Annotated in this window: 19 protein-coding genes, 2 pseudogenes and 1 riboswitch; of the genes and pseudogenes, 10 read left to right on the top strand and 11 right to left on the bottom strand. The window is 71.2% G+C overall.

Annotated elements, in window-relative coordinates; translation table 11 throughout:
- Nucleotides 1–4 precede the first annotated feature (4 nt).
- The 4 genes from hpnH to AB0389_RS34545 all read left to right on the top strand — a co-directional run bounded on the left by hpnH (nt 5) and on the right by AB0389_RS34545 (nt 3,446).
- Nucleotides 5–1,024 carry an adenosyl-hopene transferase HpnH gene (hpnH, locus tag AB0389_RS34560; RefSeq protein WP_366399514.1) on the top strand — a complete coding sequence of 340 codons (1,020 nt, stop codon included), beginning with the start codon at nt 5–7 and terminating at the stop codon, nt 1,022–1,024.
- A 100-nt stretch (nt 1,025–1,124) separates the two neighbouring features.
- The gene (locus AB0389_RS34555) at nt 1,125–2,519 is read left to right on the top strand and encodes an aspartate aminotransferase family protein (protein WP_366399513.1); all 1,395 of its coding nucleotides are present in this window, start codon (nt 1,125–1,127) and stop codon (nt 2,517–2,519) included.
- A 61-nt stretch (nt 2,520–2,580) separates the two neighbouring features.
- Nucleotides 2,581–3,204: an XRE family transcriptional regulator gene (locus AB0389_RS34550; RefSeq protein WP_366399512.1), complete on the top strand. Its 624-nt coding sequence runs from the start codon at nt 2,581–2,583 to the stop codon at nt 3,202–3,204.
- Between the two features lie 122 nt (nt 3,205–3,326).
- Nucleotides 3,327–3,446: a DUF6126 family protein gene (locus tag AB0389_RS34545; protein WP_366399532.1), complete on the top strand. Its 120-nt coding sequence runs from the start codon at nt 3,327–3,329 to the stop codon at nt 3,444–3,446.
- A 10-nt stretch (nt 3,447–3,456) separates the two neighbouring features.
- Here the strand turns inward: AB0389_RS34545 and AB0389_RS34540 are convergent, their stop codons facing one another.
- Entirely contained in the window at nt 3,457–4,275 is an 819-nt protein-coding gene (locus tag AB0389_RS34540) for a tyrosine-protein phosphatase (RefSeq protein WP_366399511.1), read from the bottom strand.
- A 381-nt stretch (nt 4,276–4,656) separates the two neighbouring features.
- Nucleotides 4,657–4,821, top strand: a riboswitch (cyclic di-AMP (ydaO/yuaA leader).
- 3 nt (nt 4,822–4,824) lie between these two features.
- Here AB0389_RS34540 and AB0389_RS34535 point away from each other — a divergent pair.
- Nucleotides 4,825–5,877 carry a LysM peptidoglycan-binding domain-containing M23 family metallopeptidase gene (locus tag AB0389_RS34535; RefSeq protein ID WP_366399510.1) on the top strand — a complete coding sequence of 351 codons (1,053 nt, stop codon included), beginning with the start codon at nt 4,825–4,827 and terminating at the stop codon, nt 5,875–5,877.
- Nucleotides 5,878–6,052: 175 nt separating this feature from the next.
- Nucleotides 6,053–6,874, top strand: a complete 822-nt coding sequence (locus tag AB0389_RS34530) for an SGNH/GDSL hydrolase family protein (RefSeq protein ID WP_366399509.1) — start codon at nt 6,053–6,055, stop codon at nt 6,872–6,874.
- Between the two features lie 16 nt (nt 6,875–6,890).
- Here AB0389_RS34530 and AB0389_RS34525 read toward each other — a convergent pair whose 3' ends face one another.
- From AB0389_RS34525 to AB0389_RS34500, 6 genes are all read right to left on the bottom strand, one after another.
- Nucleotides 6,891–7,778, bottom strand: a complete 888-nt coding sequence (locus tag AB0389_RS34525) for an STM4011 family radical SAM protein (protein ID WP_366399508.1) — start codon at nt 7,776–7,778, stop codon at nt 6,891–6,893.
- A 7-nt stretch (nt 7,779–7,785) separates the two neighbouring features.
- Entirely contained in the window at nt 7,786–9,135 is a 1,350-nt protein-coding gene (locus AB0389_RS34520; RefSeq protein ID WP_366399507.1) for an STM4012 family radical SAM protein, read from the bottom strand.
- Complete coding sequence (locus AB0389_RS34515; RefSeq protein WP_366399531.1) at nt 9,132–9,944, bottom strand: STM4013/SEN3800 family hydrolase; 813 nt, start codon at nt 9,942–9,944, stop codon at nt 9,132–9,134. The genes AB0389_RS34520 and AB0389_RS34515 overlap by 4 nt, the downstream gene beginning before the upstream one ends.
- Nucleotide 9,945: 1 nt before the next feature.
- The gene (locus tag AB0389_RS34510; RefSeq protein ID WP_366399506.1) at nt 9,946–11,154 is read right to left on the bottom strand and encodes an STM4014 family protein; all 1,209 of its coding nucleotides are present in this window, start codon (nt 11,152–11,154) and stop codon (nt 9,946–9,948) included.
- 3 nt (nt 11,155–11,157) lie between these two features.
- Nucleotides 11,158–12,120, bottom strand: coding sequence for an STM4015 family protein (locus tag AB0389_RS34505; RefSeq protein ID WP_366399505.1), 963 nt, complete (start codon nt 12,118–12,120; stop codon nt 11,158–11,160).
- A 102-nt stretch (nt 12,121–12,222) separates the two neighbouring features.
- Entirely contained in the window at nt 12,223–13,101 is an 879-nt protein-coding gene (locus AB0389_RS34500; RefSeq protein ID WP_366399530.1) for a carbohydrate kinase family protein, read from the bottom strand.
- Between the two features lie 273 nt (nt 13,102–13,374).
- On the opposite strand from AB0389_RS34500, the gene AB0389_RS34495 reads away from it, so the two are divergent.
- Complete coding sequence (locus AB0389_RS34495; protein WP_366399504.1) at nt 13,375–14,619, top strand: MBL fold metallo-hydrolase; 1,245 nt, start codon at nt 13,375–13,377, stop codon at nt 14,617–14,619.
- A 363-nt stretch (nt 14,620–14,982) separates the two neighbouring features.
- Here the strand turns inward: AB0389_RS34495 and AB0389_RS34490 are convergent.
- The 3 genes and pseudogenes from AB0389_RS34490 to AB0389_RS34480 form a co-directional block, all read right to left on the bottom strand.
- Nucleotides 14,983–15,141: pseudogene (locus AB0389_RS34490) on the bottom strand (transposase); the annotation flags it as partial.
- A gap of 66 nt (nt 15,142–15,207) precedes the next feature.
- A complete protein-coding gene (locus tag AB0389_RS34485) occupies nt 15,208–15,726 on the bottom strand; it encodes a hypothetical protein (RefSeq protein ID WP_366399503.1) in 519 nt (172 codons plus the stop codon).
- Nucleotides 15,723–16,313: pseudogene (locus AB0389_RS34480) on the bottom strand (transposase); the annotation flags it as partial. The pseudogene AB0389_RS34480 and the gene AB0389_RS34485, both read right to left, overlap by 4 nt.
- On the opposite strand from AB0389_RS34480, the gene AB0389_RS34475 reads away from it, so the two are divergent.
- Genes AB0389_RS34475 through AB0389_RS34465 form a run of 3 tightly spaced genes read left to right on the top strand, consistent with a single transcriptional unit; the run spans nt 16,287 to nt 19,296 of the window.
- Complete coding sequence (locus AB0389_RS34475) at nt 16,287–17,147, top strand: hypothetical protein (protein ID WP_366399536.1); 861 nt, start codon at nt 16,287–16,289, stop codon at nt 17,145–17,147. The pseudogene AB0389_RS34480 and the gene AB0389_RS34475 overlap by 27 nt on opposite strands.
- Nucleotides 17,147–17,806 carry a class I SAM-dependent methyltransferase gene (locus AB0389_RS34470; protein WP_366399502.1) on the top strand — a complete coding sequence of 220 codons (660 nt, stop codon included), beginning with the start codon at nt 17,147–17,149 and terminating at the stop codon, nt 17,804–17,806. The genes AB0389_RS34475 and AB0389_RS34470 overlap by 1 nt, the downstream gene beginning before the upstream one ends.
- Nucleotides 17,803–19,296, top strand: a complete 1,494-nt coding sequence (locus tag AB0389_RS34465; protein WP_366399501.1) for a pyridoxal-dependent decarboxylase — start codon at nt 17,803–17,805, stop codon at nt 19,294–19,296. The genes AB0389_RS34470 and AB0389_RS34465 overlap by 4 nt, the downstream gene beginning before the upstream one ends.
- Nucleotides 19,297–19,359: 63 nt before the next feature.
- On the opposite strand, the gene AB0389_RS34460 is transcribed toward AB0389_RS34465, so the two are convergent.
- Nucleotides 19,360–20,259: a methyltransferase domain-containing protein gene (locus AB0389_RS34460; RefSeq protein WP_366399500.1), complete on the bottom strand. Its 900-nt coding sequence runs from the start codon at nt 20,257–20,259 to the stop codon at nt 19,360–19,362.
- Nucleotides 20,260–20,577 lie beyond the last annotated feature (318 nt).

Genomic DNA, 20,577 nt, shown 5'->3' with positions numbered 1-20,577 from the left:
CTAGATGGCCATGCCACTTCGTCAGACCATCAGGGTCGGGACGTACCTCTTCGAACAGAAGCTGCGCAAGCGGGAGAAGTTTCCGCTCATCGTCGAGCTGGAACCCCTCTTCGCCTGCAACCTCGCCTGTGAGGGATGCGGGAAGATCCAGCACCCCGCCGGAGTGCTGAAGCAGCGCATGCCCGTCGCCCAGGCCGTCGGGGCGGTGCTGGAGTCCGGCGCGCCGATGGTCTCCATCGCCGGCGGCGAGCCCCTGATGCACCCGCAGATCGACGAGATCGTCCGCCAGCTGGTGGCCAGGAGGAAGTACGTCTTCCTCTGCACCAACGCGATGCTGATGCGCAAGAAGCTCGACAAGTTCACGCCCTCGCGGTACTTCGCCTTCGCGGTGCACATCGACGGGCTGCGCGAGCGGCACGACGAATCCGTCGCGAAGGAGGGCGTGTTCGACGAGGCGGTGGCGGCGATCAAGGAGGCCAAGCGCCGCGGCTTCCGGGTCACCACCAACTCCACCTTCTTCAACACCGACACCCCGCAGACGATCATCGAGGTACTCAACTACCTCAATGACGAGCTGAAGGTGGACGAGATGATGATCTCGCCCGCCTACGCCTACGAGAAGGCGCCCGACCAGGAGCACTTCCTCGGGGTCGAGCAGACCAGGGAACTCTTCAGGAAGGCCTTCTCCGGCGGCAACCGGGCGCGCTGGCGGCTGAACCACTCGCCCCTCTTCCTGGACTTCCTCGAAGGCAAGGCCGACTTCCCCTGCACGGCCTGGGCCATCCCCAACTACTCGCTCTTCGGCTGGCAGCGCCCCTGCTATCTGATGAGCGACGGGTATGTGCCGACGTACCGTCAGCTCATCGAGGAGACCGACTGGAGCAAGTACGGCCGCGGCAAGGACCCGCGCTGCGCCAACTGCATGGCGCACTGCGGCTACGAACCGACCGCAGTCCTCGCCACCATGGGCTCGCTGAAGGAGTCCCTGCGGGCGGCTCGCGAGACGGTCGTCGGGACGCGGTGACGACCGGTATGACCACGGGTGAGCCGGTGGCGCCGGAGTGCTGGGCGCCACCGGCCGGTTCCGTGCCCGGTTCCGTATCCGGTCCCAAGGAGGCCATGGCATGACCACCGAACCCAAGGGCTTCGACCTGGGCAAGCTCCTCGCCGAGCGGAGCGCCGAGCGCTACGAGCTGCACACCCGGCATCTCAACCACCAGCTCCCGCGCATGCTGCGCACCATCGGCTTCGACCGCGTCTACGAACGGGCCGAGGGCGCCTACTTCTGGGACGACAAGGGCGACGACTACCTGGACATGCTCGCCGGCTTCGGCGTGATGGGCCTCGGCCGGCACCATCCCGTCGTACGCAAGGCGCTCCACGACGTCCTCGACGCCTCCCTCGCCGATCTCACCCGCTTCGACTGCCAGCCGCTGCCCGGACTGCTCGCCGAGCGGCTCCTCGCCCACAGCCCGCACCTCGACCGGGTGTTCTTCGGCAACAGCGGTACGGAGGCGGTCGAGACCGCGCTCAAGTTCGCCCGGTACGCCACCGGGAAGCCGCGGATCCTCTACTGCCCGCACGCCTTCCACGGACTGACCACCGGCTCCCTCTCCGTCAACGGCGAGGACGGCTTCCGCGACGGATTCGCCCCCCTGCTGCCCGACACCGCCGTCCCGCTCGGTGATCTCGACGCGCTGGAACGGGAGCTGCGCCGCGGAGACGTGGCCGGATTCGTGGTCGAGCCGATCCAGGGCAAGGGCGTCCACGCGGCCCCGCCCGGCTTCCTGCGCGCCGCGCAGGAGCTGCTGCACCGCCACGGAGCGCTGCTCATCGCCGACGAGGTGCAGACCGGCCTCGGCAGGACCGGCGACTTCTACGCGTACCAGCACGAGGACGGCGTCGAACCGGACCTGGTCTGTGTGGCCAAGGCGCTCTCCGGCGGCTACGTACCCGTAGGCGCGACCCTCGGCAAGGACTGGATCTTCAAGAAGGTCTACTCCTCGATGGACCGTGTCCTGGTCCACTCGGCGAGCTTCGGCTCGAACGCCCAGGCCATGGCGGCCGGCCTGGCCGTCCTCTCGGTGATGGCGGACGAGGAGATCGTCGCCAACGCGCGGGCCACCGGCGATCTGCTCAGGACCCGGCTGGCGGCGCTCGTCGACCGGTACGAGCTGCTGTCCGAGGTGCGCGGCCGGGGCCTGATGATCGGCATCGAGTTCGGCCGGCCGCGGTCGGTGAAGCTGCGCGGGCGCTGGACGATGCTCCAGGCCGCCCGCAAGGGGCTCTTCGCGCAGATGGTGGTCGTACCGCTGCTCCAGAAGCACCGCATCCTCACCCAGGTCTCGGGCGACCGGCTGGAAGTGATCAAGCTGATTCCGCCGCTGACCATCGGTGAGGCGGAGGTCGACCGCTTTGTGACGGCCTTCACCGCCGTCATGGACGACGCCCACAGCGGCGGTGGACTCATGTGGGACTTCGGGCGGACCCTGGTGAAACAGGCCGTCGCCCACCGGTAGGGTTTTTGCCTCAGGGGCAAGAAATTTGCCTCTGAGGAAAGATGCTGGCGCAATGGGAGGCATGAGCACACCTCCCGCCGGAGAGGCGGCCGGCGAACTGCCCGAACAGCTCCCCGATGTCGCGCCCCGGCTGCGCGAGCTGCGCCGCGGCCGGCACCTCACCCTGGAGGCCGCGGCCCGCCGGGCGGGGCTGTCCCCCGCGCATCTCTCCCGGCTGGAGACGGGGCGCAGGCAGCCGTCGCTGCCCATGCTGCTCGGCCTGGCCCGTATCTACGGTACGACCGTCTCCGAACTGCTCGGGGAGGTGCCGCCGGAGCGCGACCCCATCATCCGGGCCGGCCGGCCTGCGCCCGCGGAGGCCGACGGCTGGACGTACCACCAGGCCGGCAGCCCCGGCCGGGCGATGCAGCCGCTCCGCCTCCAGGTGCCGTACGGGGCGCAGGGGGACCTCGTCCGCGTCCACCCGGGGGAGGAGTGGCTCTATGTCCTCGACGGGCGGCTGCGGCTCTACCTCGGCGACACCGCGCATGTGCTCGCCGCCGGGGACAGCGCGCACTTCGATTCGCTCACCCCGCACCGGATCGCCGCGGCCGGTCCCGGGGGGACCGAGCTGCTCTTCGTCCACACCCTGCTGCAGAGTTCCGCCGCCGAGCTGTGCCTCGGCGGCGGAACCCACCGCCGCTGACCCGCCGAGAGAGGCCCGCCGCCATGCCGGAGACAGAGAAGCCCGTACCCGCCGCCGATCCCGGGGCCCCCGCCGTCGCGGCCGGACCCGCGGCCGGACCCGCGGCCCGGCCGGAACGGATCATGGACGAGGAGAAGAAGTTCCCCCGGGGGCTGGTCATCCGGCTCTTCGCCTATCTGGTGGCGGGCCATCTCTTCGCCGCGTTCCTCTACCTGCTCTTCGAGATGGGCGGCAAGGGATAACCGTGCGGCGTCAGCCGTTGCCGTCGTCGAGGAGCCGGTCGCGCAGCCGGTCGCGGGTCTCGGGGGCGAGTCCGAGCCCCTCGGAGAGATAGCGGTCGGTGGTGCCCCAGGTGTTCGTGATGCTCTCGAAGGCCGCCGCCAGGTAGGCGGGGCGCGCGTCGAAGAGCGGGCTGAGCAGCTCCATCACCTCGGCGGACTCCTCGGCCGCCGAGCCGTCGCCGCGGCGGACCCGGTAGCGGCGGTGCGGATCGTTCGACTTGAGGTAGTCGGCCTCGATCGCGTCGGGCTCGACCCCGACCGCGAGCAGGGCGACCGCGACGGAGAGCCCAGCGCGGTCCTTGCCCGCCGCGCAGTGCATCAGCGCCGGGACGCTGTCCTCGGCGAGTGCGTGCAGCACCCGGCTGTGCTCGGTGGTGCGCTCCGTGATGATCGTCCGGTACGAGCCGATCATCCGGGCCGCCCCCCTGTCGTCCGAGAGGAGCGAGCGCAGCTGACCGAGATCGCCGTCCCGCACCATCCGCCAGAACTCGGCGCCGTCGGCCGGGTCGGAGAGCGGGATGTTCACCTGCCGGACGCCGGGCAGTGCCACGTCCTCGCCGTCCAGTTTCATGTCGGCGGAGTTGCGGAAGTCGAAGACCGTGTGCAACCCGAGGCCGGTGAGGAAGGCCGCGTCGGCGTCGGTGGCGTGGGCGAGGTGGCCGCTGCGGAAGAGTGTGCCGCCGCGTACGCGCCGGCCGTCCGTGGTCGGCAGGCCGCCCACGTCACGGAAGTTGCGCACACCGGACAGTTCGGGCTCTGTCGACGGGACTTGCGGCAGCTGCTGCGTCACGGCGGCTCCTCCGTGTCTGCCGTCGGCGCGGCTCGCCGACGAGGTCGTCTCCTGACGATACGACATGGGTTCGGAGCCGAGGAGGTGGCCGCGGGGGATCTGTCCGTAATGGGGGATTGCAGCCAAAGTGCCCTGTTAATGGGGGAGATGGGGTGCGGGCCGTGAGCGGAATCATAGCGGTGACGTTCCGTGGCGGCGTCGCCGAAGGTAAAGCCAACCCCATGGGGGAATCGAAGATCGGTCATCGACGCAGGGTGACGGGTGGTGCGTGGCGATATTCCAGTCACCTCCTGCGGCTGAAAACAACTGCTTGTACCGGACGTCCGACTCGCCTACGTTCACCCTCAATCCGGGTGGAACGCCGAATCCTGCCACTGCCCGGAGACCCACACCCGAACCCTTCACGTGTGGCAGGAGCGGGGGACCCAGGCAGTACGCCGATCCGGGTGTTCCGGACCGGCTCGGGGTGAAGCCGCGCACCACGCGCGGCCGGGCAGCTCCAGCCCGAACCCGACAGCTCACCTCGTACGGCGCCGGAGAGGAACGCACATGCCCGCGAAGGGTAAGCACCGCCGACCGAAGAACAATCCGCTCTCGCGCCGCTTCATCGCCGCAGGCACGGGCGGCGCCGCCATCGCGCTGCCGCTCATCGCCGCCACCGGCGCGCACGCCGCCGGGCAGGCCGCGCCCGCCGTCGCTCCTCAGGCGGCTCCCGCCGCGGCCGACACGGTGCGTACCACGTCGGCGGCATCGGCGTCGGCTTCGGCTTCGGTGTCGGCCGCTCCGCAGGGGACCGCCGCCACCCGGATCGGCACCAGGACGGCGGCCCGCACCTACTCCGTGGTCTCCGGCGACTATCTCTCGAAGATCGCGGTCGAGCAGCGGGTCCAGGGCGGCTGGCAGAAGCTGTACGAGGACAACCGCCGGGCGATCGGCGCCGACCCCGGTCTGATCCACCCCGGGCTGAAGCTGACGCTCGGCACGAAGGCGGCGTCGGCCGCGCCGTCCCGTACGTCGGCCGCCCCGTCCCGTACCTCCTCCGCGCCGGCCGCGTCCGCGCCCCGGGCCGAGGCTCCGGCGAAGGCCTCCGGCACCGCGTCGTCGAAGTCCGCGTCGTCCAAGTCCGCCTCGTCGGACGCGGGGTCGTCCACCGCCTCCGGCAGCGCGGCGCCCAACACGGCTACGCAGACCACCGGTTCGGGCTTCCTCAAGCCCGTCGACGCGCCGATCGGCACGTCGTACCGCGCGTCGGGCGGCAGCTGGTCCAGTGGCTACCACACCGGTGTGGACTTCCTCGCCTCCGCGGGCTCCACCGTCAAGGCGGTCGGCGCGGGCACCGTCGTCTCGGCCGGCTGGGGCGGCTCGTACGGCAACCAGGTCGTCATCCGGCACAGCGACGGCAAGTACTCCCAGTACGCCCACCTGTCGGCGCTGTCCGTCTCCAACGGCCAGAGCGTGGACGTGGGGCAGCAGATAGGCGTCTCCGGCGCCACCGGCAATGTCACGGGCCCCCACCTGCACTTCGAGATCCGCACAGGCCCCGACTACGGCTCGGACATCGACCCGGTGGCCTACCTCCGCTCGCAGGGCGTCACGGTCTGAACCCGCTCCGGACCGCGGCGGACGCGCGGTGGTCGCCCGGCACTCCGGTGCCGGGCGACCACCGTTCTCCGGCTATTCCCGGTTGGGCGAAACTTGACGGATGGTATTTCTCACCCACGGTCAACCCCTCCTTACGGTCGCGTAGGTCACAACGCCGGGTGGAAGATGGACCGCTGTGGCAGACGATTCGAGAACAACAGGAAACAGCGGATTCGGGTCGTACGCGGCGATCGGCGACAGCTTCACGGAGGGCGTGGGAGATCCGGGCCCCGACGGGCAGTTCGTCGGATGGGCGGACCGGTTGGCGGTCCTGCTCGCCGACCAGCTCCCGGACTCCGGCGCGACGGCCGACACCGCGCACGGGGACTTCCGCTACGCCAATCTCGCCGTACGCGGCCGGCTCCTGGACCAGGTCGCGGAGGAGCAGATACCCCGGGCGCGGGAACTCGCCCCGGACCTGGTGACCTTCTGCGCGGGCGGGAACGACATCCTCCGGCCCGGCAGCGACCCCGACGATGTCGCCGAGCGCTTCGAGCGGGCCGTCGCCGACCTGACAGGATCCGTCGGCACCGTCCTGCTGACCACCGGCTTCGACACCCGTGGCGTCCCCGTACTGCGCCATCTGCGCGGCAAGATCGCCACGTTCAACGCCCATACGCGGGCCATCGCGGACCGCTACGGCTGTCCCGTACTCGACCTGTGGTCCCTCAAGACCGTCCAGGACAGGCGGGCCTGGGACGGCGACCGGCTCCATCTGTCGCCCGAGGGACACACCAGGGTCGCGCTGCGCGCCGCTCAGGTGCTCGGCTTCGAGGTGCCCGCGGACCCGGACCAGCCGTGGCCGCCGCTGCCGCCGCGCGGCACCCTGGAGGAACGGCGCGACGACATCCACTGGGCACGTGAGTACCTGGTCCCCTGGATCGGGCGCAGGCTGCGCGGTGAGTCCTCGGGCGACCACGTCGAGGCGAAGCGGCCCGATCTCCTGCCGCTCCCGTGAGCACCGGGTCCCGGCGCTACCCGCCCGCCGGGACCCGCGCCGGGAGAGGCCCGGCCGGTATCCGCTCCAGGACACCGCCCGCGAAGACGTCGTACAGCGGCAGCGTCTCCAGATGGACATAGCCGATGTGGCAGTCGCAGACCGCGAGCGGGCAGGCCCGCGGCGCGAGGGCCCGCCGGTAGGAGCCGTCGTACAGATTGCCCAGCTCGGCCGGGACGAAGTGGCAGCGCCGTACGGTGCCCTCGCCGTCCACCGAGATCACCGACTCGCCCGTGCGGCAGGGCAGCCCGGCCGAACGGTGCGGATCGCGGCTGTAGGGGAAGAGCGGGTCAAGATCCGTCCAGCGCGCGGCCTCCTCGTCCGTGTAGCGGTGCCCGTCCGCCGCGTTGACCCAGAGATAGACGTGCGCGGGCAGCTCGGCGCGGAGCCGGCGGGCCTGCTCCAGATGGTCGTCGAGACCGACGACGCCCACGCTGAACCGGATGCCGAGCGCCGTCAGCTCGTGGGCCTTCGCCAGAAAGCGGTCGTACGGCGTCTGCCCGGGGTGGTACGTGCACCACAGCGCGAGCTTCGCCGGGTCCGCGTCCGCCAGCCAGCCGGTGCGGCAGCTCAGATTCGTCTGGATCGCCACCCGGCGGATGTGCGGCAGGTGTGAGAGACCGACCAGCGTCCGCCGGTACCAGGACCGCGTCAGGCCCTCGCCCCAGGGTGTGAACAGCACCGACAGCCGGTCGTCCGCCGGCCCGTCGTCCGCCGGACGCGCGGCCCAGCCGGCGAACCGCTCCAGCGCGGCCCGGTCGGCGCGCAGCTGGTCTCCGCTGTCCCGCCGCTTCGCGAACGGGCAGTACGGGCAGTCGTAGTCGCAGGAGGCGAGCGGGCCGCGGTAGAGGATCGTCAGGTCCACAGGAGCCTCACTTCGGCAGATACGCGGCCATGGCGGCCCGTACGGCGGGGGAGAAGAGGGCCGGGCCCAGCGCGTCCGAGTGGGCCAGCCCCTCGGGGGACAGCCGCAGCAGGCCGGGGCCCGCCGCCGCGTCCAGCCAGCCCAGCGCCGCGAACCGGGCCAGCTCGGCCGGGAAGTCCTCCGTGGGCCCCCGGCCGAACCGCTCGCGGTAGCCGGCCACCTCCATCCCCGGCGCCTGGAGCAGCGACTGGAGCAGATGGCGGCGGCGCGCCTCCTCCCCGTCGACCCGGCGGCCGACCTCCGCGCGCGAGAAGTCCTCCGTCGTGGTGTACGCGTCGATGATGGACCGTATCTCGCGCATGTCGACGGCGTAGTCGAAGGAGTAGTGGAGCGTGGAGGTGTACGAACGGGCCCCGCAGCCCAGGCCGATCATGCCGTCGGTCTGGCAGGCGTAGTCGTCCGCGCCCGCGGCGGGCGCGTCGGGGCGCCGGAACAGCCGCATGGACCGCTGCTCGTACCCCTGGGCGAGGAGGTGGTCCCGGCCCTGCCGGTAGAGCCGCAGCCGCTGGTCGTCCCACGCGGCGTCACCGTTCGCGCCGAGCCTGCCGAGGCCGGTGAGCGGGCGTACGTACAGCGGGTAGAGATACAGCTCCTCGGGGCGCCAGGCCAGCGCGGCGTCCAGCGAGTGGCGCCAGCTCGCCGCGGTCTGGCCGTCGATGCCGTAGATGAGGTCGATGTTGAGGACGGGGACGCCCGCGTCGCGGATCCGGCCGAGCGCCGCCTCGACATCGGCGCGCCGCTGCGGACGTACGGCCGCCCGCGCCTCCTCCTCGACGAAGCTCTGGACGCCGATGCTCAGCCGGGTGGCGCCGCGGCCGGCGAGGACGGCGAGCCGGTCGGCGGTGGCCGTGGCGGGGGAGGTCTCGACGGAGAGCGGCACGGCCCGCAGATCGGCGCCCGCGCCGGTCTCCGCGATGTCGCACAGCCGGTCCAGCTCCCCGGCGGTGAGGAAGGTCGGTGTGCCGCCGCCGAAGGCCGCGGCGGCGAACCGCACGGGTCCTTCGTCCCCCAGCGCCTCGCGGACGGCGGTCGCCTGCCGGCCGAGGGCGTCGAGATAGCGCGTCGTCAGCTCGCCGGGCGCGCCGATCCGGGTGAAGAGATTGCAGAAACCGCAGCGGACCTCGCAGAACGGGATGTGCAGATAGAGCGAGAGGGCGTCCTTGCGCTCCCCGGCCCAGAGCGCGCGCAGCGCGGGCCGGTCCGGCAGCGGACGGTAGGCCGTCTTGTGCGGATAGGCGTAGACGTAGCTCTCGTACGGACGGACCGCGGCGGGCGCGGTCGCCGGTGCTGTGCTCATGGAGTGGTCCCGGGGTCCAGGAAGAAGTGGGCGTACGGCACGGTCCAGACGGATTCGTGGCCCAGCCGGTGGCCGGTCCAGCCGTCGTCGCCGTAGGCGGTGCCGTGGTCGGAGCAGACGATCGCGAAGCAGCGGCGCCTGCTGCTCGCGGCAGCGAAGAGCCGGCCGATGTGCCGGTCGATGTATTCGAGCGCGGCGGCGTGCGTGGCGCGCGAGTCGCCGGCCTCCCGGGTGGCGCCGGGCAGATGGAACCAGTTGGGCTGGTGCAGTGCGGAGACGTTGACGAAGAGGAAGAGCCGCCGCTCGGGATCGAGCCCGGCGATCACCTGCTCCGCGCGGTCGGTCTGGGACGCGAAGGAGGTGGGTGAGGTGACCCCGAACTCCGGCTCCCAGTGGCTCTCCTGGAACATCCCGGGCAGAACGGAGCCGAGCGGTCCCCGCTTGTTGAAGAAGCCGACCCCGCCGACGCACACCGTGCGGTACCCGGCCGCCGCGAGGCCGGAGACCAGATCGGGGGTGTCGAAGACGAAGGTGCGCTCCGCCGTGGACTCGCTGCCGCCGAAGCGCGCGGCGAACAGCCGCGGGTGCGGTCCCTGCGCCGCGGGCGTGGGCAGGAACCCCGCGAAGACCGCCTGGTGGGAGGCGTAGGTGAAGCTGCCCGGCGCGTGCCGCTTCTCCCAGCGGCCACCGGGCAGATGGCGGGCCAGATGCGGGATCCGGCCCGCGGCGGCCAGCTCCTCGGCGACGTCGAAGCGCAGGGTGTCGAGGGTGACGAGCAGCAGATCGTCCCGCCCGACGACCTCGTTCATGTCAGGTGCGGGCACGGCGGTCCTCCGTCGGTCGTCGCGTACGAGTCTGCGTCTGCGTCCGCGTCCGAGTCTGTGTCCGCGTCCGGGCCGCCCGGCCGGGGAGCGCGGCGAGCTGCGCCGCGTACGTGTCCATCCCCTCGGCCGCCGTGCCCGGCAGCCCGGTGAGCCGGGGCAGCAGATCGCCGAAGGCGTTGACCTCGCAGATGGCGAACCGCCGCCAGCCCCCGGCGGGCAGCAGATCGACGCCCACACAGTGGGTGTCAGGGAAACAGGCCGCCGCGCGCTCGCAGAGGTCCAGCGCCCCGGCCCAGCTGCCACCGGCCGCCCCGATCGCGGCGCGGGCCGCGTCGAGATCACCGCGGGCCCCGCCGAGATGGAGATTGGTCAGGGGGGAGCGGCTGGTGCGTACGACGGCGTGGGTGGCCCGGCCCGCGACCACCACCACCCGCAGATCGGCCGCCCGGCCCGCCTGGGCGGACTTGGGCACCCACTGCTCGATATGCAGTCCGTCGGGCGCGAGGGTGTCCACGATCGCAGCCACCTCGCGCTCGGTCGTGTACGTCCGTACTCGCAGCGAGTTGAAGAGCCGGCCCGACACGTCGCGCTCGACGGAGGTGGTGGCCCGCACCCGGCCGGGGCCCGCCGTCTCCAGCGCGAGGACCCCGGAGGCCGATGAGCCGTGGGCCGGTTTGACGAACGCCCGGCGCAGCCCGCCGGCGGCCAGCAGGGTCCGTACGTCGTCCCAGCCGGAGACGGCCGGCGCGCCGGTGCCCGAGGTGGGCGACGCGGGGACCCGTACCCCCGCCGCGTCCAGGACACCGTGGCAGAGCCGCTTGTCGAAGAGCACCGCCAGCTCGGCGGGGTCGTCGAGCAGCTCGGCCCCGGCGGCGCGGGCCCGCTCGCCGAGACCCCGGGCGGCGGCCGTGAACCGCGCGTACCAGAGAGCGGTGCCCTCGACCCTGGCGGGATCCTCGGCACCGCGCAGCAGCCGGTCCACCTCGGGGTCCTCGCCCGGCGAGTCGAGCCGTACGGTCTCGCCGGGCCCGAAGCCCGCCCGGCCGTGCAGCACGTCGAGCCAGGAGACCTCGCGGGCGGGCGGCAGCCCGGCGGCCCGGACGGCGTCCTGGAACAGCGTCGTACGGCGGTTGCCCGGGACGCCGACGACGGTCAGCCGCGGCTCGCGGTCCCGGCCGCCGGGGAAGGGGCGCATCGGTTACTCGGCCACCGCGACGTAGTAGTGCTTCTCGCCGCCCCAGTCCTCCGGTTCCTCGGCCTCGGAGAGGTCGACCTCCACTCCGGCCGCGCCGAGCGTGCTGAGAAGCCGCTCCCGCAGCTCCTCACCGATGAAGTGGTGGTGCAGGTCGAGCTTCTTCAGATGGGTGAGCGGCCGGCCACCGAGGAGGGCCTGGGCGCCCTCGTTCCCGAGCGTGCCCATGGAGAGGTCGAGGACCTCCAGGCGCCCCACCACCGGGGCGTCCGCCAGCGCGACGGCGATCGCGTCCTGTGTCTCGCTGTTGCGCAGGGCCAGCCGGCGCAGCGCGGGCAGCCGCGTCCCCGCCAGGATCGGCGCCAGGTCGGCCACTGTCGCGGTTCCGCCGTACTCCGAGGTGCCGAGCCAGAGATCGAGGTGCTCCAGCGCGGGGAAGTCGCTCGCCGCGACGCCCCGCACCACCTCGGCGGGCAGCCCGCCGGACTCGATGGTGAGCGAGCGCAGCCGCTCGTGCCTGACGGCGGGCAGGACCAGCTGCTGGCCGCCCCGGACGCCGAACTCCAGCAGTTCGGGGAAGGCTTCGAGCAGCGGCGCGACCGGCCCCTGGATGATCCAGGAGATCTCGCACTCCTCACCGGTGACGTCCCCGACGAACAGGGCGCGCAGCGCGGGCAGCCGGCCGCGGGCGGCGATGATCGCGTCGATCGCCGCCTCCGGGCCCGACTCGTAGGAGTCCGGCCAGGAGCCGACGATCAGCGCCCGTACCCGCGTGGTGTCGACGGCGCCGAGGAAGCGGGCGAACGCCTCCTCCCATGTCTCGTCCGCGTCGTACGAGTCGACCGTGATGCGCCAGGCCACCGAGGCGGCGTCCGGAAGCTTCGGCTCCGCTTCGGCGGTGGCGTCGGCGTCGGGAAACACGTACACCGGCAGGCCGTGCAGCTCCGGGAGGTGGTCCGAGATGGTCATGGCGGAATGCTCCAGACGCCGTGGGATGGATCGGCTGATGGAGCAGTTCTACCAAGCGCCACTGACAACGCCCGTCGGCCGCCCCCGACCCGCACGGATCGTTCAGACGCTGTCCACCAGCAGGTCGTCGGGCCCGATCAGCGACGCGCTGCCCTCGCCCGTACAGGCGTGCGCGCCCGCCAGTGCGCCGAGCCGGGCGCACTCCTCCAGCTTCCGGCCGGCCAGCCGGCCGTGCAGGAAGCCGCAGACGTACGCGTCCCCCGCGCCGTTGGAGTCCACCACAGGACCGGGCGGCGGGGTGGCCGGCACCGGGCGCGGGGACCGGCCGCCCTCCCGGGTCATCAGATACGAGCCGCCCGCGCCGGCCGTCGCTATCACGGCCTCGGCCCGGCCCTCGCGCAGGATCTCCCGCATCACCGAGGCGATCCGCTCCTTCGCGCCGGCCGCGCTGAGGAACACCAGATCGGCGCGGAAGGCGAACTCCCGGTGATAGTCGGACAGTCCGTCCCAGTCGTGCAGATCCGTGGAGACCGGCACCCCCAGCGCCTCGATGTCGTCGAAGAGGTACCGGGCGAAGTTGGTGAGGGAGAGATGGACATGCCGGGTCCGGCGCAGATGCGGCAGATAGAACTCGCGCGGCATCCGCAGGTCCTCCGGGTCCCGGGCGTCGTGGAAGGACATCCGACGGCCCGTCCGGTCCACGAGATTGACGGCGCGCCGGGTGCCCGCAGGGGAGACCAGCGTCTCGAAGTCCACGCCGCCCGCCGTGAGCCGCTCGCGGACCTGCTCGCCCGTCCAGTCGTCGCCTATGTAGTCGAGGAACTTCACGTCCAGGCCGAGGGCCCGGCAGCCGAGCGCCACATTGCCGCCGGTGTGCCCGGGCGACTCCCGGATCGGCCCCACGGAGACCGAGTCGGCGAGCGGTACGGGCAGCGAGTCGACCCTGACGACGGTGTCCACCCCGCTGCCCCCGACCACCAGTACATCGTGCGGGGACTGATCGGCCTGAACGGTCCGCTGCTGAGTCACGGTCTGCCTCTCCGGTGTGCCTGGTGTCCGACCGCCCCAGTATGGCCGGGGCCCCGGGACGCCCAGAGGTTTTCGGGAGCGTATCCGGGAATCCTCGGGGCAATGACAACGTTGGACCGGCGTACGCAACCGCGGGCCGTCTTCCGATCGAGTGTGATCGACTCGACCCGCGCTGTGGTACGTACCCGGCCATAATGGGACGACACCGAACCTCCAGGAGGTGCTGTGACAGGCGCTGGTTCCCCCCTTCCACTCCGCTCCCGGCTGCGCTCGCTGCGCCCCGCGGCCTTCGGGGCCGACTCGGCGGGGAAGAGGCTGGAGCGCATCCACGCCTCGCCCAACTTCGCCGACGGGGTGTTCCAGAACCCGGTGGGTGCCAGGACCAGACCGTCCGGCGCCTCCGGCCTCGAGCTGGCGAAGGTCTACTTCCGCAAGGAGGCACGGGAGCGCCGCGCACCGTCCGGCACCATCCCCGTCCACCCCACCACTCTCGCGGACCTCGCCGCGCCGCCGGCCTCGGGCCTGCGGCTCACCTGGATGGGGCATTCCACCGTACTCGCCGAGATCGACGGCCGGCGGGTGCTCTTCGACCCGGTCTGGGGCGACCGCTGTTCGCCGTTCGCCTTCGCGGGACCGAAGCGGCTGCACCCCGTGCCCGTACCGCTCGCCGCGCTCGGCCCCGTCGATGTCGTCGTGATCTCCCACGACCACTACGACCATCTGGACCTGCCCACGATCAAGGCCCTGGTCGCCACCGACGCCCTCTTCGCCGTGCCGCTCGGCGTGGGCGCCCATCTGGAGAGCTGGGGCGTGGATCCGTCCCGGCTGCGCGAGCTCGACTGGAACGAGTCCACCGAGGTGGCCGGCATCCGGCTCACCGCCACCCCCGCCCGGCACTTCTGCGGGCGCGGGCTGCGCAACCAGCAGCACACCCTCTGGGCGTCCTGGGCGGTGGCCGGGCCCGAGCACCGTATCTACCACAGCGGTGACACCGGCTACTTCCCCGGCTTCGGGGACATCGGCGCCGAGCACGGCCCGTTCGACGCCACCATGATCCAGATCGGCGCGTACAGCGAGTACTGGCCCGATAACCACACGGATTATACGCCGCTGCCTGGAGCCTGGCCAGACATTCACATGTCGCCCGCCCAGGGAGTGCAGGCCCATCTTGACCTGCAGGGAGGCGGTCCGGGCGGGGTGCTGCTGCCGATCCACTGGGGGACGTTCAACCTGGCTCCGCACGCGTGGGCGGAGCCGGGGGAGTGGACGCGGTACGAGGCTGAGGAGGCCGGCCAGGCGGTGGCGTCCCCTCGCCCTGGCGAGCCGTTCGAGCCGGCGGGGGTGGTGCCCGAGGAGCCGTGGTGGCGCGCTGTGTCCCATCCGATCGCGCAGCCGTGGCGCCGTCCCCGGCCCGTCGAGATCGTTGCCGAGGCGCGTAGCGGCGATCTTGATCTCGCGGGCGAGCGGTGATGCCGATCGGGGACGACCTTGACGAAATCGTGCGGCGGCTGGAGTGTCTCCTTCCGAAGAGCGAGACCGTGCGCTGCAAATCTTGAACGGGGCGCCCCGCGGATCGTGGCGAGTTGTGGTCCGCTGAGCTGCGTCTTTGTGCGGACGGGTAAGTCCGTGCGTCGTTCTGCGGGGTGAGGTCATGGGATCTGGGCGGTCTGCCCGGCTGCACGTGTTCCCGATGACCCACCACGTGGAGTGCGTTGCCATCCTCGAACCGGCTACGAAGGGTGCCTGACCTGCGGGTTTGCCCGTGCGTATTAGGTGCGGTGTGGGCGTTACGGGCGATATCTTGACGCTGAAATGACGCTCGTGACGCTCATCTGACGCTCGTTCTGATGGAGTGTCAGGCGCGTTCTTCGCCTGCTTCACCCACCCGCGCAGCCCCTCCAGACTCACGCCCAGATCCCGCGCGACCTCGGTGACCGTCTTCTCCGAGGACAACGCCAAGACGACCGCGTCCCGCTTGCTCTTGTTGCTCACTACCTGTGACTGCTTCCTCCGGGGCCATCCATCCCAGTATCAAGCTGTCCGGCTGGCAGGGGGACATCAGGACAACCGCCACCTTGCCCTGCATATGAGAGTGCGGTTCGCGCCGTGATGCCCGATTCGCGATGAGGTCTGGGTGAACAAGCCGGTCTCGGGCTCGGTGAGGATGCCGCGGGTTACCAGGCGTTTCAGCTTGGACCGTATGCCCTCGGTGTTCTTCGGCAGGATCGGCAGGTCGAGCGCCTCGCAGATGTCGAGGGCCCGCATCGGACCGCCGGTGACGGCGAGGACCGTGAGGATCTGCTGGTAGGCGGGGTGTTCCGGTACCTCGGCGCGGGGTGGATCGTCGACCGGTGCCGGTGCCGGTGCCGGTGCCGGTGCCGGTGTGGGTGTGGGTGTGGGGAGGCTGGGGAGGGTCTTGCGGGTGATCTGCAGATTCTCGCTCTCGGCGTCGAACTCGCGGAGGTGGGCGGTGAGTTCGGCGATCTGGTCCCGGAGCCGTCCGGCCTGCTCGGCGACTTCCCTCTCGCGGACCTCGACGTAGGCCAGTACGGCCTCGACCTGGGGGATCTCACTCACGGGCCCCTCCAGGAGGGGAGGGTGATGCCGGTGAGGCGGCGGGCCATGACCGACGTCATCGCCCAGAACACCCGCGAGCGGGAGGAGGCGAGCCGGTGTTCGTAGTCACGCACGAGACGGCGGTAGAACATCAAGATCCCGTTCGTCTGTTCCACGATCCATCGCTTGGCCTGCGGGACGAAGCCCTTCTCGGCCGGGTTGCGCTCGACGATCTCAACATCGATGCCGAGAGTCCTGCCGTGGTCGACGACGCTCTTCTTGAAACCCTGGTCGACCAGGGCCTTGCGCACCGTGTCGGTCTGCGCGGCCACGCCGTTCAGCAGGGCAATGCCGGCAGCGTTGTCGTGCGCGGACGCCGACAGGGCGACGGCCTCGACGACGAGGCCCAACACGTCCACGGCCAGGCATCTCTTCCTGCCCGGCACCTTTTTCGAAGCGTCCTTGCCCGTCGTGTCGGCCGGGACGCCGACGGCCGCGTGGATGCTCTGGGTGTCCAGGACCACCAGACTCGGGTCGGCTAATCGCTTCCGGCTCTCGCGCAGTTGCCAGCGCAGGAGGTCGTGAACGGTCTGGTCGGTGCCGTCGTCACTACCCCGGGGCAGGGCGCGATCGACAGCTTCTTCCGGCTCCACCGCGTGGCCGGGCAGTCCCACGACGACGGTGCCGCACTGCAGGTCCGCGGGGTCCTGCAGTCCTACCAGGAGATTCTGGCGGATCTGGAGTTCGGAACCACGGTCGCGCAGGCGGACATCGACGCCCTCACCCGGTCCTTCGCAGCTCTGCTGACCGCCTGGGCCGGACTGCCGACCGCCGCCCGGGACATCCGCCCCCTGCCTCCCGGGACCGTCCAGCCCTGGCGCACCGAACCGCCCGCTCTGCGGCGCTGGCTGCGCGGCCACCACGCGTTCGTCGCGCTCATCCAGGGACTCACCTGTGCCATCGACGCCCTGTTGGGCTCGTCGCAAGACCCCGACCCCGGGGCTGCGGCCGAGCGGCTGGCGCTCATGACCGTCCTCGTCGAAGGCGCCGAAGCTTCCCTGCGCCTGACCGGAGACCTCGGCGAGGGAGCCTACGAGCGGGACGTGCGGATCTGGATGATCCCGCCCCACAGCCCGCCCGGCCTCACCGGACTGGACCTGTGGGAACACTCCCACCTGCTGGTCCGGGTGCGCGCGCTGGGCCGCACCGCCGACCTGGCCGACGGCCCCCTGCACGGCCCGCTGGCATCGCTGCGCACGGCCTGGGCCGCGCTGTACCAGGCCCACTCGTACGTATGCACCCGCTTCGTCGCGCCTACCGAAGGCAGCCTCCTGGTCAAGTCCGACGGGCCGCCGGTGGCAACGACCCTGGACCGCCTCGCCCGCAGCCGCGTCCGCCTGCTCCCCACCCCATCCCCTGCTCTCGCCTGCGAGGACCACTGATGATCGAGCACCTGCGCATCACCGACACCGTCCTGGACTACGTCCGCGCCAACACCCTGCGCGACCAGGCGGTCTTGCGCGACCTGCGTCTGGAGACCGACCGGATGCCCGAACGGACCATGCAGGTCCTGCCCGAGCAAGGCCAACTCCTGGCCCTGCTGGTGCGGCTGACCGGCGCGAACCGCGTGCTGGAGGTGGGCACCTTCACCGGCTACAGCACCCTGTGCATGGCCCAGGCCCTGCCCGACACCGGCACCCTCACCACCATCGACATCAACGACGCCTGGACCGCCACCGCCCGCGACTACTGGAAGCGCGCGGATGTCGACCAGCGCATCGACGCCCGCCTCGGCAAGGCCGCCGACGTCCTGGCCGACCTCATCCGCGACCTGGGCCCCGGCTCCTTCGACATGGCCTTCATCGACGCCGACAAATCGAACTACCCCGGCTACTACGAGCAGGCCGTCACCCTCCTGCGCCCGGGTGGTCTCATCGTCCTGGACAACGTCCTGTGGTCCGGCAAGGTCGCCGACCCCGCCGTCGAGGACCCCGACACCCGGGGCCTGCGGGCCGTCAACGAGCGCGTCCACCGCGACGAGCGCGTCGATGCCGTCATGCTCTCCTACTCCGACGGCCTGACCCTGGCACGCAAGCGATGACCGCCCCGCTCTCGCCTCCGCGCGCCAACGCCGCGAGTTCCGCCCTGCTGGGGGACTGGAGTCCCGAGGAACTGCGCGACAACGGCCGCCGTGTCCTGGACCTGCTGTGCGCACACCAGGCCCGGCTGCGCTCGACACCGGTCGAACCCGATGTCCATCCCGACACCGTCCGGGGTGCCATCGACTCCCGACTTCCCGACCACCCGCAGGACTTCACGTCCGTCCTGGACGACACCTGGCACAACGTCCTGCCGCACCTGACGCTGTGGAACCACCCCTCCTTCCACGCCTACGTCAGCACCTCCTCGTGCGGCCCCGCCGTCCTGGCCGAGACCGTCACCGCCGCCCTCAACGTGAATGCCCTGCTGTGGCGGGCCGGCCCCGCCGTCATCGCGGTCGAGGACGTCGTCCTGCGCTGGCTTGCCGAACTCGCCGGATACCCCACCGACGCGGACGGAGTCCTGACCACCGCCGCCTCCCTGTCCACCCTCTATGCCCTCACCGCGGCCCGCGAATGCGCCCTCGCCCCCTACGACGTGCGTCGCACCGGCCTGACCGGACACGGCATCGGACGCCTGCGGATCTACACCTCCGACCAGGCCCACAGCAGCATCGACCGCGCCGCCATGACCCTCGGCATCGGCCTCGACAACACGATCCGCCTGAACACGGGCCCCACCCGCCGCCTGGACCCCGCCACCCTGGACGAAGCCCTGCGCCGCGACCGCGCCACCGGCCACCTGCCCGTCGCCGTCATCGCCACCGCCGGAACCACCCCCAGCGGCGCCTTCGACCCCGTACCCGAACTCGCCGCAGTCTGCGCCCGCCACGACGTCTGGCTGCACGTCGACGGCGCCTACGGGGCCCTGTGGAACGCCGAGCCCCGGCTGGCCGGCCACCTCCCGGACCTGTCGGCGGCCGACTCTCTGGTCGTCAACCCGCAGAAGTGCCTCTACACCCCCATGGACGCCAGCGCCCTCTACTGCCGCCACCCCGGCGTCCTCGCCAACACCTTCCGCCTCGTCCCCGAGATCCTGCGCACCGACAGCGGGCAGGCCGAACTCATGGACCGCTCCCTCCAACTCGGGCGCTCCTTCCGCGCCCTGAAGATCTGGTGGACCCTGCGGACCTTCGGCCGCACCGGCATCGCCGCCCGCATGGCCCACAGCCGCGAGCTCGCCGCACGCCTGCGCGACCTCGCCGACGCCACACCGGCCTGGGACATCGTCGCCCACTCGCCCCTGCCGCTGCTGTGTCTTCGCTACATCCCGCCCGGCGGCGGCCACGACGACGAAGCCACCGACCGGCTCAACGCCCGAATCCTCAGCCACGTCAACAAGAGCGGCCGGGCCAGCCTCTCGCACGCCGTCCTGCATGGCACCTATGTGATCCGCGTGTCCATCGGCAACATCCACACCACCGAAGACGACATCGACGCCCTGTGGACAACCCTCCAGGACGCGGCCCGCCACTGCACAGCACACCCGTGAACCGATGCTAGGCGCCGGCCCGCCGCACGCGACGGACGGCGCCGAGCGCTCACCACCCGGCGCTCACACCGCCCCAGGCTTCTCCGCCGTGACGAACACATACCCCAGCGACTCACCGAACGCCTCCAGCACCACCGGCCATTCAACCAGCAGCCCGTCGATGAACTCGTCCCCGCAGTACCGGCGAAGCTCCTGCTCGTGGTCGAGGTGCCGGGCGTGGATCTGCTCCACCGAACGCCGCGAGTGCACGCTGATGTCCCGCACCCGCTCCACCCGCAGACCGGCTACCGCCACCGCCTCGCCGTACTCCTCGATGCGGGCCAGCGGTGCGCACATCAGCGTCCGGGTCAGATGCCCGGCCAACTCCTCACTCATCGGCCCGATCTGGACGATGTCCGTGATCGCGACCCGGCCGCCGGGAACCAGCACCCGCGCCATCTCCGTGAACACCTTCGCCCGGTCGGCCATATGGAAGACCGACTCCAGTGCCCACAGTGAGCCGAATGAGCCAGCAGGAAAAGGCAGTTGCAACGCGTCCGCATGCTGGACCCGCACCCGGCCCCCCAACCCCTCCGCCAGCGCCGCCGCATGCGCCTGGTCCACCTGACTGCGGCTCACCGATACCCCGGCAACCGAACAGCCACTCTCCCGCGCGGCAAGGCGACCGGGACCTCCCCTGCCGCAGCCCACATCCAGCAGCCACTCCTGCGGACGCGGCTTCAGCCACTCCAGCGCCATCCGCGTCAACCGGTCCTGCGCCGCCACCGGTTCGGCCAGGTCCTGCGCGTCGTCCCAATAACCGAAGTGGATATTGCTGTCCCCGCCGTACACCGTCGCGAAGTACGAACCCATCCGATCGTAGAACGCACCGACCTGCGCCGACTGCTGCGGCACGACATCAACCAGCACAACGAACTCCCGACTCGAAGCCGCACTCAAACCGCGGACACGAAAGGTGATCAATCAGAAGCAAAGCGTAGCGGCGAATCACTGTCTGGACAGCGCATCCCGCACCAGGGCCCCCTGAAGCCCGCCCCCACTGCGCCCCGGCTGTCCCCTCCACCGACCCAACCTCGTCAACGACCGGACGGCGGGGCCTTGGCGCCATGGAACCGTGGCTGGCGCTGAGATTGATCATGCTGCAGGCCCGCTGTTGGTGAGCGCCGGGGAGTCCCAGGCATGCCTAAGCCTTGATCCACCGACGTGGTCTGAAAGTGATCTTCTGACTGATCCTGAGTCGGTTTCGGGTCGGTGGTTGTGGGCGGGCAGGTGGCATCTGCT

It is taken from the genome of Streptomyces sp. NPDC093109, assembly GCF_040701725.1.
Taxonomy (GTDB): Bacteria; Actinomycetota; Actinomycetes; order Streptomycetales; family Streptomycetaceae; genus Streptomyces.
Note: the sequence above shows the minus strand (reverse complement) of the source record. Positions and strands in the feature narration are given on the sequence as shown.

Excerpts from the sequence above, each read along its gene's own strand:
- AB0389_RS34520 (WP_366399507.1), bottom strand. The coding sequence starts at position 9,135 with ATGAGCACAGCACCGGCGACCGCGCCCGCCGCGGTCCGTCCGTACGAG.
- AB0389_RS34505 (WP_366399505.1), bottom strand. The coding sequence starts at position 12,120 with ATGACCATCTCGGACCACCTCCCGGAGCTGCACGGCCTGCCGGTGTAC.
- AB0389_RS34510 (WP_366399506.1), bottom strand. The coding sequence starts at position 11,154 with ATGCGCCCCTTCCCCGGCGGCCGGGACCGCGAGCCGCGGCTGACCGTC.
- AB0389_RS34545 (WP_366399532.1), top strand. The coding sequence starts at position 3,327 with ATGGACGAGGAGAAGAAGTTCCCCCGGGGGCTGGTCATCCGGCTCTTC.
- AB0389_RS34470 (WP_366399502.1), top strand. The coding sequence starts at position 17,147 with ATGATCGAGCACCTGCGCATCACCGACACCGTCCTGGACTACGTCCGC.
- AB0389_RS34555 (WP_366399513.1), top strand. The coding sequence starts at position 1,125 with ATGACCACCGAACCCAAGGGCTTCGACCTGGGCAAGCTCCTCGCCGAG.
- hpnH (WP_366399514.1), top strand. The coding sequence starts at position 5 with ATGGCCATGCCACTTCGTCAGACCATCAGGGTCGGGACGTACCTCTTC.
- AB0389_RS34535 (WP_366399510.1), top strand. The coding sequence starts at position 4,825 with ATGCCCGCGAAGGGTAAGCACCGCCGACCGAAGAACAATCCGCTCTCG.
- AB0389_RS34515 (WP_366399531.1), bottom strand. The coding sequence starts at position 9,944 with ATGAACGAGGTCGTCGGGCGGGACGATCTGCTGCTCGTCACCCTCGAC.
- AB0389_RS34550 (WP_366399512.1), top strand. The coding sequence starts at position 2,581 with ATGAGCACACCTCCCGCCGGAGAGGCGGCCGGCGAACTGCCCGAACAG.
- AB0389_RS34465 (WP_366399501.1), top strand. The coding sequence starts at position 17,803 with ATGACCGCCCCGCTCTCGCCTCCGCGCGCCAACGCCGCGAGTTCCGCC.